The organism is Clostridioides sp. ES-S-0123-01, from assembly GCF_020658415.1.
Classification (GTDB): domain Bacteria; phylum Bacillota; class Clostridia; order Peptostreptococcales; family Peptostreptococcaceae; genus Clostridioides.
Genome location: NZ_JACVWD010000002.1, coordinates 613,294 through 629,783, shown reverse-complemented (window position 1 = coordinate 629,783; position 16,490 = coordinate 613,294). Strand labels below are relative to the sequence as shown.

Here is a 16,490-nt window from a genome sequence, read left to right as displayed (position 1 = left end):
AATGGTCAATAATAGTTTAGATATAAGTATTGATACTTTAAAAGAGCAGACAGTACTTATGATGGAAAAATGTGAAGAGGCAATAGAAAAGTCTGTAACTTGTATGATAGAAAAAGATTTAGAAGGTGCAAGAAAAGTAGTGGATGATGATGAAGAAATAAATAAATTGAGAGAAGAAATAAGAGATAAAAGTATAGAATTAATAGTGCTAAAACAGCCAATGGCGAGAGACTTAAGATTTATTTATTCTTTGGGAAACATATCAATAGAATTAGAACGAATTGGAGATTATGCAGCAAATATAGCTAGAGAAATGTTGAAAATAGGTGGAGAAGCTTATATAAAAGAGTTGATAGATATACCTAAAATGGCAAAGGAATGTAAGAATATGATGTCTCAAACTAGAGAGGCTTTAATATCATTTGATGCAAGTATAGCTTATAATGTTGGAAGTAAAGATGACATTGTAGATGATTTATATGAGCAAGTACAAATTGATTGTTTAAAAATAATGCATGAAAATTCAAATACAATAGATCAAGGTGTAAAACTTTTACTTATAGGAAGATACCTTGAACGAATTGGAGACCATATAACAAATGTATGTGAAAAAATAATCTTTGCAATTGAAGGTAAAATGGTAGAGATAGGATAAAAAACTGCTTTATAGCAGTTTTTTTATTGTCTAAATTAAAAAGCAATTGTTAAAAAAATGCGATTAATGGGTAAATTTAAAAAATTGTGATATACTAGGAACATATTAAATATGAGGATGGGTATTTTATATAAGGTGCTTTTAGGAGGTGGAAATTTGAAACTTCAAAAGATGGGTATGAGGACTATAAAGACAGGAATTAGTGTAACTTTATGTATGCTTCTTGGTAATTATTTAGTTGAGAATATGTTTTATTCTCTAGTAGCATGTATAATTTCTGTTCAGGACACAGTGAAAGGTTCTTTAAAGACAGGAATCAATAGAGTAGAAGGTACTATTTTGGGTGGTATAATAGGATTTTTATTTGCTATCACCAAAGCAGGAGACCCATTTTTATGTGGTCTTGGTGTAATGTGTTCAATATATCTATGTAATCTGTTTAAAATAAAGTCAGTAGTTGTTGCCTGTGTCACTTTTCTAGCCATACATCTAGGTGTAGGAAACAATGACCCCGTATACTATTCTTTACACAGGGTATTAGATACATCTGTAGGAGTTTTATTTGGTGTACTCGTTAATTATTATGTTGCTAGACCAAACTACCTAAATAGTGTTATAGATGAGTTTAAAAAAATAGAAGAACTTTCAATGTTGCTTATTGAAGAAAAAATACTTAGAAAAGAAAATCTAGATGTAGAAAAATTTGAAGAAGAAGTAGAAAAATTGGAAGAAATATATTCAAAACTTATCGACGAGCTAGACTATAGTTTAAGTGAAACCAATATAGAAAAAATAGAAAATGCCTTAAGGATATGTAGAGAAATCCACTTTCACATGCAATCTATAGAGTTACTAGAAAATAAACTCTATTTAAAAGAGCATACATATAAATACCTTAAGAAAACATATGGTGTGGATGAACTGGATTGGAATGTAGATGAAGAAAAAAGTCCAGTGTTTAACTATCATTTAATGAAAATAATGCTTGAAATAGAATTATTGAAAAAATTAAATAAGTCATATCAATAATAGTCAATAAATAATAAATAAAAAATAGTATCTTTGTAAATATTAAACATATATAAGTTTAATTTACGGAGGTACTATTTTTTATGAATACTATAAATGATAATTCTAAAATATTAGAAAGATACAAAATGAAGCTTTTTGGAGAACTTGTAAAGGCAGTATGGAATGAGGATACAGAAGATATTGAAAACTTGCCTGAAAAAATTTTAAGTGAAGAGTTAAACGAAAATTTAGATAGTCATTCTGATAATCAATTTGACAAAGATACTATGGTGAATTTAATCAGGGTAACTATGGGATTGGATGTAACAGGAGATACAGATAAAAACCTAAAAGATGCATTGCACGAAGCTGTAAATTTGGATGAAGTAAAAAGACCAATAATATCTATAATATCAGATGCTTGTAAATATTGTGATGAAAATAATAAAGAAGATGAGTCATGCAATATAAGAAATAAGCATATTAATTGTAATGAGGAAGATACATGTAGTGCCTGTGGTGATTGTGTGTCAAGATGTAAATTAGGTGCGATATCAGATAAGATTGAATTCATACCAATGATAAAGCTATTAAAAGATATAAAGAGTCCCGTATATGCAATAGTCGCACCAGCTTTTGTAGGTCAATTTGGAAAAGATGTAAGTCCTGGTAAGTTAAGAACTGCATTAAAAAAGATAGGATTTGAAGATATGATAGAAGTTGCTTTAGCAGCAGATATGCTTACTGCAAAAGAAGCATATGACTATTATGAGCATATGAAAAAGGACGAAGAAGGATGCTTTATAACTAGTTGCTGTTGCCCTATTTGGGTTAGCTTAATACAAAATAGTTTTCCTCAAATATTAGATAAGGTATCACCATCTGTGTCACCTATGATTGCTTGTGGTAGAGCTGTAAAGATTTTAAATCCAGAGGCTAAAGTTGTATTTATAGGCCCTTGTATGGCAAAGAAGAAAGAAGCAATGTTGGAAGATATAAAGGATGCAGTTGATTTTGTACTTACGTTTAAAGAATTACAGGAAATATTTGATGCATTAGAACTAAATCCAGCAGTAATGGATGAAAGTAATAGAGTAGAAGCATCTCTTTCAGGTAGAGTTTATGCTAGAACAGGGGGTGTAAGTAAAGCAGTCAAATTATCAGTTAGAAGAATTGATAAAAACATAAAGTTTAAAGAAAAAGCATTTGAAGGAACAAAAGAATGTATGGATGGTCTGAAGAAAGTTTTAAATAAAGAGATAGAGGCTACTTTCATAGAAGGAATGGGCTGCGTAGGAGGTTGTGTGGGAGGTCCTAAGCGTATTTTAAGTGTAGAAGAAGGTACTAAGAATGTTGATGAATACAGTGAAAGTACAAATATGGAAACACCATTTGATAATTTAAATGTTCTACAATTTTTAACTTCTATGGGAATAAAGAGAGTAGAATCATTGGGAGAAAAAGAAGAAGAACAAGTAAAGAAAATATTTAGCAGAGACATAAAAAGTAATAAGAAGGACAATAAATATAAAAAATAATTTTTTTAGTTTGAGTTTATGTTTTTATAAAAAGGGAGATATGGGGGATGAAAATTAAAGATAATAAAACTGTTTTTCATGTAATTATACGTGTATTTCTTGTAGCTGTTTTAATTTTAACTGGGACATTATTAGAAGAAAAAATTAACAATGTTCCAGTTGAAAATCTCAATACAAAAGATAAAACTACATTAGAATTACTTTCTCAAAATAACACTTTAGGAGAAATTATATATAAAACATCTCAAGAAGAGAGGAAAGGACCAGGAGCTACATCTGAAAAAGTTGCATACATAACAATAGATGATGGACCATCAAAATATACAAATGCATTGCTCGATATTTTAAAAGAAAATGATGTCAAAGCGACATTTTTCATGCTTAATCAAAATATGAAAAACCACAAAGAAGAGGTGAAGAGAGTCTTAGAAGAACAAAATTCGATAGGATTTCATAGTGTAAGTCATGATATACATAAGTTGTATAAGAGTCCAGAAGTAACAGTTGGAGAATTTGACACATGTAATAAAACGCTACAGGATATAACTGGTCAAAGCTCAAAGTTAATAAGACTACCATATGGAAGTAAGCCATATATGCCAGAAGGTTCATACGATAAGCTTATGGCAAATAATTACCTAATTTGGGATTGGAATTTAGATACACAAGACTGGAAATCGTCCACAAGTCAAATAGTTAGTAATATTTTATATTATGGAAGAAAAAGAGATGAATTAGTAGTATTAATTCATGAAAAAGAACAAAGTGTAAATGCTTTAAATAATATGATAAGAATTTTAAAAGAGAGAGGATATACTATATTGCCAATTACAGAGAATGTTATGCCTAAAAACTTCTGGCAAGAAAACCTATAGTGAACTTTAAAAAATATAAAATAAAGCATTTATAAAATATAATACATAACTTAATTACATTTAAAATATTATAGTTAAAATGTCATATAGGAAAATAGCATATAAAGTGAAACTAACATAAAATTGATAAAATAGTAGTAAAAATGTCAATAAAGTAATAGAATAATTATTGACTATGTAAGACAAAATAATTTAAAAAAATAGTATAGATTATAATAATTAGCATAGAATATAAAAAATGATAATTGGGAAAATTCAGAAAAAATAAAATAAAAATAATTGACAAAGAGAATAATATTTGTATATAATAATATATAATATTAAAGACTAAGAAGAAGAGGAGTAAGTAAATACTACTAAAAGAGAGGAAAATTCACTGGCTGTAAGATTTTCTAAGTATAAGGTTTGCTGAATGTAGCTTTGGAGTTTCTAAACTGAACTATTAGTAAGTTTAGACGGTTAGAATCGTTAAATTCTTTGAGAGTCAAAGTTATTAAGATTGTCATTAACTATTAATTTAATTATGTGTTGATGAATTTTTAATCTTTGGAATTAAGGTGGTAACGCGAGCTTTTCGTCCTTTTAAAAGAGGATGAAAGGCTCTTTTTTATTCCCAAAAATATTTAAAAAATTTATTTATAAAAATATAGGAGGCAATACAATGGAAAATACGAACTTATCAAAAACTTATAATCCTAAAGATTTTGAGGCTAGGCTATATAAAAAATGGATGGATGAAGGGTATTTTAAATCTAAACCAAACCCAGATAAAAAACCATTTACAATAATGATGCCGCCTCCAAATATAACAGGTCAATTGCACATGGGACATGCTCTTGACCATACTCTTCAAGATATACTTATTAGATGGAAACGTATGGATGGATATGAAGCTTTTTGGCTTCCAGGAACTGACCATGCTTCTATAGCAACTGAAGTTAAAGTTGTTGAAAGAATAAAAAAAGAAGAAGGTAAGACTAAATACGAAATAGGAAGAGAAGAATTTTTGAAGAGAGCTTGGGCATGGAGAGACGAATTTGGAGGAAAAATAGTTAATCAGCTTAAACAATTAGGAGATTCTTGTGATTGGGATAAAGAAAGATTTACTATGGATGAAGGTTGTAATGAAGCAGTTATAGAGTTCTTTGTAAACCTATATGAAAAAGGACATATATATAGAGGGAATAGAATAATAAACTGGTGTCCAGACTGTAAAACTACTTTATCAGATGCAGAAGTTGAGCATGAAGAGCAGGATGGAAACTTTTATCATATAAAATATCCATTAAAAGATAGTGAAGACTTCTTGGAAATAGCTACTACTAGACCTGAAACAATGATAGGGGATACTGGTATAGCTGTGAATCCAGACGATGATAGATACAAACACTTAATAGGAAAAACAGCAATACTTCCATTAGTAGGAAGAGAACTTCCAATAGTTGCAGATAGTTATGTAGATTTAGAGTTTGGAACTGGTGCTGTTAAGATGACTCCAGCTCATGACCCTAACGATTTTGAAGTAGGTTTAAGACATAATCTTGAGCAATTAAATACAATGAATGAAGATGGAACTATGAACGAAGTTTGTGGAAAATATGAAGGTATGGATAGATTTGAGTGTAGAAAAGCCATCATAGCAGACTTAAAAGAACAAGGGTATCTAATCAAGATAAAAGAGCATAATCACAATGTAGGAACTTGTTATAGATGCCATACAGTAATTGAGCCTAGATTATCAGAGCAATGGTTTGTTAAGATGGAAGAACTTGCAAAACCAGCTATAGATATTCTTAAAAAAGGAGAATTAGAATTTGTTCCAGATAAATTTGATAAAACTTATTTACAATGGTTAGAAAATATAAGAGATTGGTGTATATCAAGACAATTATGGTGGGGTCATCAAATACCAGCTTACTATTGTCAAGAGTGTGGAGAAATAGTAGTTGCTAAAAAGATGCCAGATAAATGTCCTAAATGTGGAAGCACTCATTTTAAACAAGATGAAGACGCACTAGATACTTGGTTTAGTTCTGCATTATGGCCTTTCTCTACCCTAGGATGGCCAAATAAGACAGATGCATTAGATTATTATTATCCAACAAGTGTACTTGTTACAGGATACGATATAATATTCTTCTGGGTAGTTAGAATGGCATTTGCAGGTATGTTCTGTATGAATGAAAAACCATTTGACCATGTACTAGTTCATGGCTTAGTAAGAGACTCTCAAGGTAGAAAAATGAGTAAATCTTTAGGAAATGGTATCGACCCATTAGAAATAATCGAGCAATATGGAGCTGATGCACTAAGATTTACATTAACAACTGGAAATTCCCCAGGAAATGATATGAGATTCTATATGGAAAGAGTAGAATTTGCTAGAAACTTTGCTAATAAATTGTGGAATGCATCAAGATTTGTATTTATGAATATTGATGAGGAGATAATTAAGAATATAAATAGAGAAAATGTAAAAGATAATTTAACTCTAGCTGACAAATGGATAATATCAAGAGCCAATAATATTGTAAAAGAAGCTACTAATAATATGGATAAATTTGATTTAGGGATAGCATTACAAAAGATATATGATTTTACTTGGTCAGAATACTGTGACTGGTATATTGAAATGGTAAAACCTAGATTATATGGAGACGATACAGATGCTAAGTCTGCTGCTTTATATACATTAACTTATGTACTTGAAAAAATATTAAAATTACTACATCCATATATGCCATTTATAACAGAGGAAATATACACTCATCTTCCTACTGTTGAAGGTTGTATAATAGTATCTGAATGGCCAAAATATAATGAAGAAGATAATATGGTTGATGAAGAAGAAATGATGAGTTTATTAATGGAAGGTATAAGAAGTATAAGAAATGTGAGAGCAGAAATGAATGTACCACCTTCTAAGAAGGCTAAATTAATAATAGTACCAAGTGAAGATAAGATAGAAACTATTGAACTTGGTAAGGATTATTTTATAACTTTAGCATCTGCTTCAACTGTTGAGATAGCAAAAGACAAATCAAATGTACCAGAAGATGCAGTTGGTGTAGTTATTGATGGTGTTGAAATATTCATACCTCTTAATGAATTAGTTGACTTTGAAAAAGAAATTGAAAGGCTATCTAAAGAAATGAAAAAGTTAGAGGGAGAGATAAAGAGAGTTAATGGAAAACTTGCAAATCAAGGATTCTTAGCAAAAGCTCCTGAAAGCTTAATAGAAGAAGAAAAAGCTAAAAAAGAAAAATTTGAAGAAATGATTAAATCTGTTGAGGAAAGATTAGCAAATTTAAAAACTAAAGTAAAATAAATGTGTGGGATAAAAACATACAAAGAGTACTAAATATGTATTCTTTGTATGTTTTTCTTTCTATGTAGATAAATATGATGTTATAATTTTTTAGAGATATGTGATATTTTTATCTTATTATGACTGTATTAATTTTATATTTTTGAACTTTATAATCAATAAAAAATTGATATATTATAATATTTAATATAGGATAATAAATACATGTTGCGTTTGTTTTCCTATATTTTTTATGTTGTATAGTTAAAAAAAAAGATAAATATGTCAAAAAATAAGTTTATATATCAAAAATAATTGTTATGAGTAATTTAATCGACAATTTAAATTTATATCAAAATTTAAATATAAAGCTAGTTAGATACAGTTTGTAAATTGAAATAAAGTAAACTAAATGATATTTTAGATTTGGAGGTGATATTATGTTTAGGGTAGTTATATGTGATGACGAGAAAATACAAAGAAGCATACTAAAAGAGTTTGCAGAAAAACTGTTGTCTGAAAGGTGTCTAAATTATCAAATATTGGAATTTTCCTGTGGAGAAGATTTACTCTCCAAATACCCAGAAAAAATTGACATTATATTTTTGGATATCCAAATGAAAGATATTAATGGAATCGAGGTGGCTAAAAAAATAAGAAAATTTGATGAAAAGGTAGAGATTATATTTACGACAGCTTTTTCAGAGTATGCCCCACAAGGTTATGAAGTTCGTGCTTATAGGTATTTAGTAAAACCTATAGAGTATAGTAATTTCGCAATGGGTGTAAATCTTTGTATTGACAACCTTCAAAGAAAGAAGGAGCGTTATATAGTTTTGTACAATAAAAAAGGATTTAACAGAATACTGATAGATTCTATTTTGTATGTTGAAACTGTAAAGAGAGATTTAGTTGTACATACATCAGGTAGAGATTATAAAGCTAATATGAGTATGAAACAAGCGGAAAAGTTATTGTGTGAAAATGGCTTTTTTAGATGTCATACAAGTTTCATTGTTAACTTGAGAAGAATAGAAGATATTGGAGACAATATGATTACTATTAATGAAAAATTTATACCTATTAGTAAGTACAGACTTAAAGATTTAAAAGCAACTTTAACAAGCTTGTTATGTGATATAATGTATTAATTTTGAAAAAGGTAAAGAAATATAGTAAAAAATATTTAATGTCATCACAAAGCTATTGATTCAAAGCTGTCTTAATGTAGAAGAAATTTTCTATATTAAGACAGTTTCTATTATGTAAAGTGGTAATTTAGTAGTTATCAATATTGTTTTATATGTAAGGTATCCCAATTATAATCTGCATTAATTTAATTTTTAAATATTAACCTCAATATAGTATATTTTATATTTTGTACTATATCATATGTTGTATATAGTATTATAATATAATTCCAAATAAAAATATGGATATTGCACCTACAGCTATTGATACTGCAATAGATTTAAATTTATAAGCTACTAATAGTACTATTATGCTTGAAATAATCTTAGGATTAGTAAATGAAAGGTATAGATTATCTCCATTAAAGAAAATATCTTTTGCTATTAGTGAACTAAGTATAGCAATAGGTATAAATTTCATGATATCTTTAATAGATTCAGGCATATCATTTTTTGAGAATATTATCATAGGTAAAATTCTTGGAATATAAGTAACAATTGCCATGCCTAAGATAACTATAATTATGTAGTTATTATTCATAGTTGCCTTCCTTTCTATGTGTTAATTTTTGAATATAAAAACCAAATAAAGCAGATAAAATAGATGCTATTATAATAACTAAACTATTCTTAAAGAAAGTATATAAAACTACTGATAATAATATAGAAAGTATAGAAACAAGTACATATATTTTATTTTTAATTTGATTAACTATTAGAGTAATGAACATAGCTGTCAGCAGAAAGCCAGCAACAGAATCGCTTATATGAACAATCTCTCCAAGAAATGCACCCACGAAGCAACTTACAGCCCATACTATTATACAAAGGTTATTTAAGTATAAAGCATGTGTATCAGTCCAATTTCCATAAGTATATTTTTCTAAGTTTATAGCAAATGTTTCATCTGTAACACCATGACAAAAATACATTAAAAATTTCATGTTCTTATTTTTTATGTGTATATGTAAGTTAGAGCTCATTAGGAAGTTGCGAAGATTCAATATAAATGTAGTTAAAATTATTGAAGTAATACTTCCGTTTGAAGCGAGCATAGAAGCAGCTACAAATTGTGAGCTACCAGCAAATACTATAAATGACATAAACAATATATAGAAGGCTGGTAGACCTGATTTTTGAAGCATAATACCACAAATAAGTCCTAAGGGAATATATCCTAGAAATATTGGGATTGATGCTAGAAAGCTTTCCTTTAAGATTTCTCTTTTTGACATGTCTTTTTTCAAATACAATCACCCCTTAAAAATAATGAATATTTATAAAATTCTATAAATAATTGTTTCATTTTATTATAGCTATTTTAGCTAGTTATATCAATGATTAAGATGGTAGCCTGTAAGTATCAAAAATTCACTTATAGTCTGTAGAACTTATGGTAATGATTTTATAAATAGTTTAATTCTATTAAAAGATTTCCTTTTATGCAATTTATTTATTGAAATATGATATAATGTATAGATATATGGTATTATTTAACATGCAAGAGAAATTTTATTTGATTGGATTTTTTAGATACTAACAAAATATAGTTTTTTAATATTACTTACGGATATTAATTTTTAGAATAGTGCTTAAATGGGTTGTACAACATATAAAGATAATTATTCCCCTAGATAAATAGAATTAAGATATATAACATTTAAATTACAAAATATGAAATATAATTAATTGTGAATAATAAATAATAAAATATACAAGGGGATTGTCTAATAAAAAAGACAGTCCCCTTTTTACAAATAATTCTAAAATGTGATATAAATCTAAAAATTTTATCGTAATATTTAACAATTTAATGACAATAATTGATATAATTAAGATGAATTAAGTATATAGTGTACTTATTTTACGTTTTTAGCAACAAATATAGCATTTAAAAGATAAATTGTGCCACATAAATTAAAGTTTAAGATGAACTATTAATGTAGATATATTAAAAACTTTTAGTAATGGAGAATATATGTGATATGAATAATAAAGTTAAGGTTGCAGTATTAGATACAGGAATAGATAAAGAACATGATTACTTAAAAGATAACTTAGTTGGAGGAATTGCTTTTGAATGTATGCATGACTATATCTTTATATCAGACAAATTTGATGATGAGGATGGTCATGGAACTGCTTGTGCATCAATAATAAAAAAGGAGTATGAAGATGTAGAACTATTTGTGATAAAAGTTTTAGGTAAAGATAGTATTGCAAATATAAAGGTCCTTGAAGAGGCATTAAAATACCTTTTGGATACTAATATAAGACTGATTAACTTAAGTTTATCAGTTATAGGTGTAGAAAGTGTTAAAGGTTTATTTGAAGTTTGCTATGAATTGTTTAGAAAAGGAAAGATAATAGTATGTTCCTTAGCCAATAACTTTGACTTGAGTTATCCAGCTATGTTTAACAATGTTATAGGTGTAAGGGCTTCTACTTTAGATATAGAGAATTCTTTTTGGTACAATAAAAAATATGATGTTCAATGTGTTATGGATAGTAATTCATATATAAGTTGTGATATAAATAATTCTTTCAGATTGCCACCAAAATGTAATAGTTATGTAGCTGCAAAATTTACTGGGAAAATAGCTAAAATATTGTCAGAAGAACCAAACATAACAGTATCTGCGTTAAATAAAAAACTTGAGTCTCTAGCAACCAAAAATTGTTGGAGTAGTCGTGATTTAGATAATTATAGTAGGATTCCAGATTTTAAAGTGGATTTATATGATAAGGAAAATGCTCTGCTTATGGAAGTTGCGGATGTTATTAGAGAGTGTTTAAATACTGAAGCTGAGAATGAAAAATTATTTCAATGTAGTCTTTTTAATAAAGAGATAGGATTAGTTTATGATAATTGTTTTAATCTATTAGAAAAATTAGAGAAAAGATTTGATTTGAAATTTAATTATATGGATATATCAAAATATGACTTAGTTTCAATATATACATTAACTGAATTAGTAGAAAGATATAAAAATACAAAAAATAAATAAAAATTTATTAACTAAATTTAATGTAGAAGGTGTTAGATTATATGTATTCTTTGTCAGTAGATTAAAAGTTAAAAATATACTATAATTAGATAACATAAAATAAAATGCCAATACAGGGGGAATTAGATAATGAAATATGAAGAAGCATTAGAATATATATCACAAACCAATAAGTTTGGTATAAGATTAGGGTTAGAGAATATTGGAAAATTATTAGAACTGTTGGGAAATCCACAAGAAACTTTAAATATAATACATGTAGCTGGAACTAATGGAAAAGGTTCAGTGTGTTCTTTTATTTCTAATATATTAAGAGAAAGTGGATATAAGGTCGGCTTATACACATCTCCATATCTAGAAACTTTTACTGAGCGTATAAGAGTAAATGGAGAGAATATACCACAAGAAGATGTTGCTAGAATAATTGGTTTAATAAAAGAAAAGATAGAAGTCATGGTAAGCCAAGGTTATGCATATCCAACTGAATTTGAAGTGGTTACTGCAATGGCATTTTATTACTATTCCGAGCAGAAAGTAGATTTTGTAGCTTTAGAAGTTGGATTAGGTGGAAGATATGATGCTACAAATATAATAACAAAATCACTTGTAAGTGTAATAACATCTATAAGTTTAGACCATACAGGAATACTTGGAGATACAATAGAAAAAATAGCATATGAAAAAGCTGGTATAATAAAGGAAAATGGAATAGTACTTGTATATGACCAGACTGATGAAGCAAAGGATGTTATAAAGTCAGTTTGCAAAGAAAAAAATGCAAAATACATAGAAGTTAATTTTGATGATATAAATATAAAAAAATCAAACATAAACTTTCAAATATATGACTGTAATATAATGGGAGAAACTTATAAGAATCTTGAAATAATGTTGATAGGTGAACATCAAATAAATAATTCTATATTGGCAATGAGTGTACTAAAATATCTAAAAGATATAAAAAAATTAGATAATATAAGTGAAGAATCTATAAGAAAAGGTCTTATAACTACTAAATGGCCAGGAAGAATAGAAAAGATAAAAGAAAGTCCAATATTTATAATAGATGGAGCACATAACGAAGATGGAGCAAAATCTTTAGCAAAAGCACTTGATAAACATTTTAAAGACAAAAAACTAACTTTATTAATAGGCATGTTGGAAGATAAAGATATTGATGGTGTCTTGGACATACTAATGCCTAAATTTAGCAAAGTAGTGACAACAACTCCTAATAATCCAAGAGCTATAAATTCAGATATATTAAAAGAAAAAATATTAAAATATGTAAGTGATGTAACATCAAAGCATGAAATAGAAGATGCAGTTAATTATACATTGGAAACATCAAACAAAGATGATATTATAATAAGTGCAGGTTCTTTATATATGATAGGCACAGTTAGAACTTTGGTAAAGAAATTATAATCTTATAAAATAAATACATAGATATAAATATATGGATATAAATAAAAGATATATAAAGAGGAGTTGGCTAAAATAATAGACAACTCCTTTTTTAATGAAATCAGTTTTTAGATTAGCGTATCACTATATATTAGTAATATCTATATAGATTGACGAATAGCTTTAGATAATTGGTCTGGGCAAGAAGTACCCTTACCTCCACAATCAATACCATTTAATTTATCAGCAATTTCAAGAGCATTTTGACCAATTATTAAACTCTTAAGCCCTAATAAATTTCCATTACATCCGCCTATAAACTCAGCATCAACAATCACATTATTTTCATCAACTTCAAAAAACATCTCTCTACAACAAACACCACTTGGGTTAAAAGTAACCTTCATAAAAAAGACCTCCATTAATTATTATTTCATTGTGTCAACATCAATAATAATACCAAATATATGTATAATAATGCAACTATAAAGCATAATACAAGCTAATAAAATAATATATTATTGTAGTATATGTATTGTAGAGAGGAGGGGTTATGTGAAAATCTATATTTCTAACTACCTATCAAAGAGCATTAGTATAGTTGATTATTCTACACTTGAACTAGAAAAAGAAATAGTATTAGAGGATAATATATATCCACATCATTTTTGCATAGAAAAGGAAAAAAATTTGATATACATACCTAGTTCGAGCAATGGAATACTATATGTTTTAGACTTAAGTAATGATAAAATAATTGATACTGTTTCTATAGGAGGAAGTCTTAGTCAAGTTATGCTTAGTGATAATGAGCTATTTGTAGCAAATGAAGATTCAAATAGCATATATGTGTTGGATAAAAATACATTAAATCCAATAGGAATCATTGGTGTTGATAATATGCCACATGGATTTGATTTTGACAGAGAGAGTAAAAAGTTATATGTACCATGTATAAATTCGATAGTATGTATAGACACAATAAATAAAAGTATACAAAAGAAAATCAATATGGACTTTAGAGCATGGCATATAGCACTTGATAAACAAAAGAAAGAAATGTATATATCAACACTTGATGGAAAGCTTGTAATAGTTGATGAAGTAAGTATGGATATAAAAAAGGTATTATATGAATTCTTATTGCCAGTAGAAATAAGGTTTAATTATAGTGGGAAAAAAGTTTATGTTGCTGACTTGGGTTATAATAATGTAAGAATTTTGGATTATACAACAAGTAAATATATTGGAAATATTGAAATAGATGGAATTCCTCAGGGATTAGAAATATCTAAAGATGAAAAGTTATTATTTGTATCAGATACTCAAGAAAACTCAGTTAAAGTATATGAAACTGCAAATAATAAATTAATAAAAGTAATCAAGGTAGGAAAAGAGCCTACAACTATAGTTTGTTTGTAGGCCTTAATGTATGTCTCTTATAAGTAAGTCGATAACTTCAGCATACATATAAGATGCATTGTTTTTCCAATTGTTACAAATAAGTTTTGCTTGTTTCTCTGATGAAACATTTAGATTTAAATCTATTAAGTTAGATTGATTTTCTATGACTCTAAGATTGACAATAAATTCATTATCACTTTGTTTTACGAAGCTAGATTTTACTTGAGTATCTGCTAGTAAATTTTCTTTATTAGAATCTATATACTTGTCTATTTTTTCAGTAACACTAGTAGGTATTCGATTAAAAAAGTATTCTAGACTTTCTACACCTCTTTGAGTAAGAGCATAATATTCTCTGTCAGAGTCTTTATATGTAGTCAAAAACTTAGATTCCATAAGCTGAGATAAAAGCTGTTGTAATGAAAAGTAATTCATCATTTCAGTCTCTAATACTACTTGAGTTATTTGAGAATTAGTTAAATCCATTTTAATTTTTTCCAATATATACAAAATTAAAAGTTTGTGATAAGCTAATTCTTCAGATGAGTTTTCAAACATAAATATCATCCTCCGTCAAACTATTTCTATATATAATATATTAAACTAATTTATACAAAATTAAAAGAATAATTTGTATAGTATCATTAATCTTTAACAAATTATATAAAATTAATTTTATAAATGAAGACAAGAAAACAGGGCTACCAATCGGCAGCCCTGTTGATACCCAGGTGTCAAAATTTACTATCTATTTTCCAGCCATTTGTCTTTCAGCCATTTCAACTAATTTCTTAGTCATGTATCCACCAACATATCCATTTTCTCTAGCTGTTAAGTTACCTTTGTCTATGTTTTCATAGTTAGATAAACCTATTTCGTTAGCTATTTCTAATTTCATTTGATTTAAAGCTGCTTTTGCTTCTGGCACTACTGTTCTGTTTGAATTTGACATAGTAAATTTCCTCCTTAAATAATTAGTTTATGATGTCTAACAACACTTTTATTTATGTGATGTTAATACTAATTTCTCCAAAATAAAAATAATATATACAGAAAAATAAAGGTAAAAATGTAAAAAATATAAAAAAATTAAAAAAAGTAGTATTTTAAAGGATTTAATTGGCCTAATATAGAGTTTATTTTTTTATTTGTTGTCCTATAAATTAAATATTACAGTACTTTTTTGAGCTAAAAAAAAATAAATTTTAAATATAGAAGAATTTATTTAAAAGGGGGAACAGTATGAAAAGAGAAGTTAAGAGAACTAAAGCTTTAATATATAGTGTTTTATTTTTTTCATTATTATTGGTACTAATATTTGCTCTTGTTTATGGAATAAAATATGTGTGCTCTAAATCTGATAACTCAAAAATGCCTATATATAGAGTTGATACAAATGAGAAAAAGATAGCTCTGAGTTTTGATGTTGCTTGGGGAACTGATAACATGGATGATATTCTTAAAATTTTGGATAAACATAACATAAAAGCTACTTTTTTTCTAGTTGGTAGTTGGGTGGATGATAACAAAGAAATTGTTAAAGCTATAGATGAAAAAGGACATGAGATTGGAAATCATTCAAATACACATGCTAATTTAAAAGAGATATCAAAAGAGGATATAAAAGAAGAAATAGAAACTACATCGGAAAAAATATTTAGCATAACAGGTAAAAAGACTAATCTATTTAGACCACCTTTTGGAGACGTAAACAATAAAGCTATGGACATTTGTGGGGATTTAGGTTATAAAGTAATTAAGTGGGATGTAGATTCGATAGATTGGAAAGAGCTTGGCCCAAATCATGTAATTGAAAAAGTAATAAAAGAAGCTCAGCCTGGTTCAATAGTTTTATTTCATGCTAATATAAATGATGTAGATAACTATTTGGACACCATAATAAATAGACTTAAAAAAGATGGATATAGCTTAGTAAAAATATCTGATTTATTATATAAAGACAATTACATAGTTGATTCTAATGGAGTACAAAAACTAAAAAATTAATAATTAATAAATGTATATTTTTAGCAGTGTTGTGGAAAATTATATAGTATATGTTAGAAAAGTGTCGATAAAAAGACGGTGTCTGTTT

The 16,490-nt window shown here is 27.5% G+C and carries 15 protein-coding genes and 1 other annotated feature; of the genes, 10 read left to right on the top strand and 5 right to left on the bottom strand.

The window, feature by feature from the left end; all coding sequences use genetic code 11:
• Nucleotide 1: 1 nt before the first annotated feature.
• The 6 genes from phoU (at nt 2) to rgaR (ending at nt 8,537) form a co-directional block, all read left to right on the top strand.
• On the top strand, nt 2-655 hold the full coding sequence (phoU, locus tag IC175_RS06300) for a phosphate signaling complex protein PhoU (protein WP_227433691.1): 654 nt from the start codon (nt 2-4) through the stop codon (nt 653-655).
• A 156-nt stretch (nt 656-811) separates the two neighbouring features.
• On the top strand, nt 812-1,684 hold the full coding sequence (locus tag IC175_RS06295) for an FUSC family protein (RefSeq protein WP_227433692.1): 873 nt from the start codon (nt 812-814) through the stop codon (nt 1,682-1,684).
• Between the two features lie 83 nt (nt 1,685-1,767).
• Nucleotides 1,768-3,204, top strand: coding sequence for a [Fe-Fe] hydrogenase large subunit C-terminal domain-containing protein (locus IC175_RS06290; protein WP_227851297.1), 1,437 nt, complete (start codon nt 1,768-1,770; stop codon nt 3,202-3,204).
• 47 nt (nt 3,205-3,251) lie between these two features.
• Nucleotides 3,252-4,079: a polysaccharide deacetylase family protein gene (locus IC175_RS06285; RefSeq protein WP_227433694.1), complete on the top strand. Its 828-nt coding sequence runs from the start codon at nt 3,252-3,254 to the stop codon at nt 4,077-4,079.
• Nucleotides 4,080-4,399: 320 nt separating this feature from the next.
• Nucleotides 4,400-4,664 (top strand) — a binding site (T-box leader).
• 76 nt (nt 4,665-4,740) lie between these two features.
• The gene (locus IC175_RS06280; protein WP_227824486.1) at nt 4,741-7,407 is read left to right on the top strand and encodes a valine--tRNA ligase; all 2,667 of its coding nucleotides are present in this window, start codon (nt 4,741-4,743) and stop codon (nt 7,405-7,407) included.
• Nucleotides 7,408-7,826: 419 nt separating this feature from the next.
• Complete coding sequence (rgaR, locus tag IC175_RS06275) at nt 7,827-8,537, top strand: two-component system response regulator RgaR (protein ID WP_227433696.1); 711 nt, start codon at nt 7,827-7,829, stop codon at nt 8,535-8,537.
• Between the two features lie 256 nt (nt 8,538-8,793).
• Here the strand turns inward: rgaR and IC175_RS06270 are convergent, their stop codons facing one another.
• Together IC175_RS06270 and IC175_RS06265 are read right to left on the bottom strand one after the other, a co-directional pair.
• Nucleotides 8,794-9,117 carry an AzlD domain-containing protein gene (locus IC175_RS06270; protein ID WP_227481865.1) on the bottom strand — a complete coding sequence of 108 codons (324 nt, stop codon included), beginning with the start codon at nt 9,115-9,117 and terminating at the stop codon, nt 8,794-8,796.
• Complete coding sequence (locus IC175_RS06265; RefSeq protein WP_227433698.1) at nt 9,110-9,823, bottom strand: AzlC family ABC transporter permease; 714 nt, start codon at nt 9,821-9,823, stop codon at nt 9,110-9,112. The genes IC175_RS06270 and IC175_RS06265 overlap by 8 nt, the downstream gene beginning before the upstream one ends.
• A gap of 738 nt (nt 9,824-10,561) precedes the next feature.
• Between IC175_RS06265 and IC175_RS06260 the strand changes: the two genes are divergently transcribed.
• Nucleotides 10,562-11,584: a S8 family peptidase gene (locus IC175_RS06260; RefSeq protein WP_227851296.1), complete on the top strand. Its 1,023-nt coding sequence runs from the start codon at nt 10,562-10,564 to the stop codon at nt 11,582-11,584.
• 129 nt (nt 11,585-11,713) lie between these two features.
• A complete protein-coding gene (locus IC175_RS06255) occupies nt 11,714-13,012 on the top strand; it encodes a bifunctional folylpolyglutamate synthase/dihydrofolate synthase (protein ID WP_227851295.1) in 1,299 nt (432 codons plus the stop codon).
• 140 nt (nt 13,013-13,152) lie between these two features.
• On the opposite strand, the gene IC175_RS06250 is transcribed toward IC175_RS06255, so the two are convergent.
• The gene (locus tag IC175_RS06250; protein ID WP_227433701.1) at nt 13,153-13,398 is read right to left on the bottom strand and encodes a TIGR03905 family TSCPD domain-containing protein; all 246 of its coding nucleotides are present in this window, start codon (nt 13,396-13,398) and stop codon (nt 13,153-13,155) included.
• Nucleotides 13,399-13,546: 148 nt separating this feature from the next.
• Between IC175_RS06250 and IC175_RS06245 the strand changes: the two genes are divergently transcribed.
• Nucleotides 13,547-14,413 (top strand): YncE family protein, encoded by an 867-nt coding sequence (locus IC175_RS06245; RefSeq protein WP_227433702.1) that lies wholly within the window; start codon nt 13,547-13,549, stop codon nt 14,411-14,413.
• A 3-nt stretch (nt 14,414-14,416) separates the two neighbouring features.
• Here the strand turns inward: IC175_RS06245 and IC175_RS06240 are convergent, their stop codons facing one another.
• Nucleotides 14,417-14,953: a DUF4364 family protein gene (locus IC175_RS06240; protein ID WP_009891708.1), complete on the bottom strand. Its 537-nt coding sequence runs from the start codon at nt 14,951-14,953 to the stop codon at nt 14,417-14,419.
• Between the two features lie 190 nt (nt 14,954-15,143).
• Nucleotides 15,144-15,347, bottom strand: coding sequence for an alpha/beta-type small acid-soluble spore protein (locus tag IC175_RS06235; protein WP_003422115.1), 204 nt, complete (start codon nt 15,345-15,347; stop codon nt 15,144-15,146).
• 290 nt (nt 15,348-15,637) lie between these two features.
• Between IC175_RS06235 and IC175_RS06230 the strand changes: the two genes are divergently transcribed.
• Nucleotides 15,638-16,402: a polysaccharide deacetylase family protein gene (locus IC175_RS06230; RefSeq protein ID WP_227481869.1), complete on the top strand. Its 765-nt coding sequence runs from the start codon at nt 15,638-15,640 to the stop codon at nt 16,400-16,402.
• The last annotated feature ends 88 nt before the right edge of the window (nt 16,403-16,490 follow it).

What these genes read in the sequence shown, in the direction of transcription:
- phoU (WP_227433691.1), top strand. Translation starts at nt 2, where the DNA reads ATGGTCAATAATAGTTTAGATATAAGTATTGATACTTTAAAAGAGCAG.
- IC175_RS06235 (WP_003422115.1), bottom strand. Translation starts at nt 15,347, where the DNA reads ATGTCAAATTCAAACAGAACAGTAGTGCCAGAAGCAAAAGCAGCTTTA.
- IC175_RS06270 (WP_227481865.1), bottom strand. Translation starts at nt 9,117, where the DNA reads ATGAATAATAACTACATAATTATAGTTATCTTAGGCATGGCAATTGTT.
- IC175_RS06260 (WP_227851296.1), top strand. Translation starts at nt 10,562, where the DNA reads ATGAATAATAAAGTTAAGGTTGCAGTATTAGATACAGGAATAGATAAA.
- IC175_RS06240 (WP_009891708.1), bottom strand. Translation starts at nt 14,953, where the DNA reads ATGTTTGAAAACTCATCTGAAGAATTAGCTTATCACAAACTTTTAATT.
- IC175_RS06280 (WP_227824486.1), top strand. Translation starts at nt 4,741, where the DNA reads ATGGAAAATACGAACTTATCAAAAACTTATAATCCTAAAGATTTTGAG.
- IC175_RS06250 (WP_227433701.1), bottom strand. Translation starts at nt 13,398, where the DNA reads ATGAAGGTTACTTTTAACCCAAGTGGTGTTTGTTGTAGAGAGATGTTT.
- IC175_RS06230 (WP_227481869.1), top strand. Translation starts at nt 15,638, where the DNA reads ATGAAAAGAGAAGTTAAGAGAACTAAAGCTTTAATATATAGTGTTTTA.
- rgaR (WP_227433696.1), top strand. Translation starts at nt 7,827, where the DNA reads ATGTTTAGGGTAGTTATATGTGATGACGAGAAAATACAAAGAAGCATA.
- IC175_RS06290 (WP_227851297.1), top strand. Translation starts at nt 1,768, where the DNA reads ATGAATACTATAAATGATAATTCTAAAATATTAGAAAGATACAAAATG.
- IC175_RS06285 (WP_227433694.1), top strand. Translation starts at nt 3,252, where the DNA reads ATGAAAATTAAAGATAATAAAACTGTTTTTCATGTAATTATACGTGTA.
- IC175_RS06255 (WP_227851295.1), top strand. Translation starts at nt 11,714, where the DNA reads ATGAAATATGAAGAAGCATTAGAATATATATCACAAACCAATAAGTTT.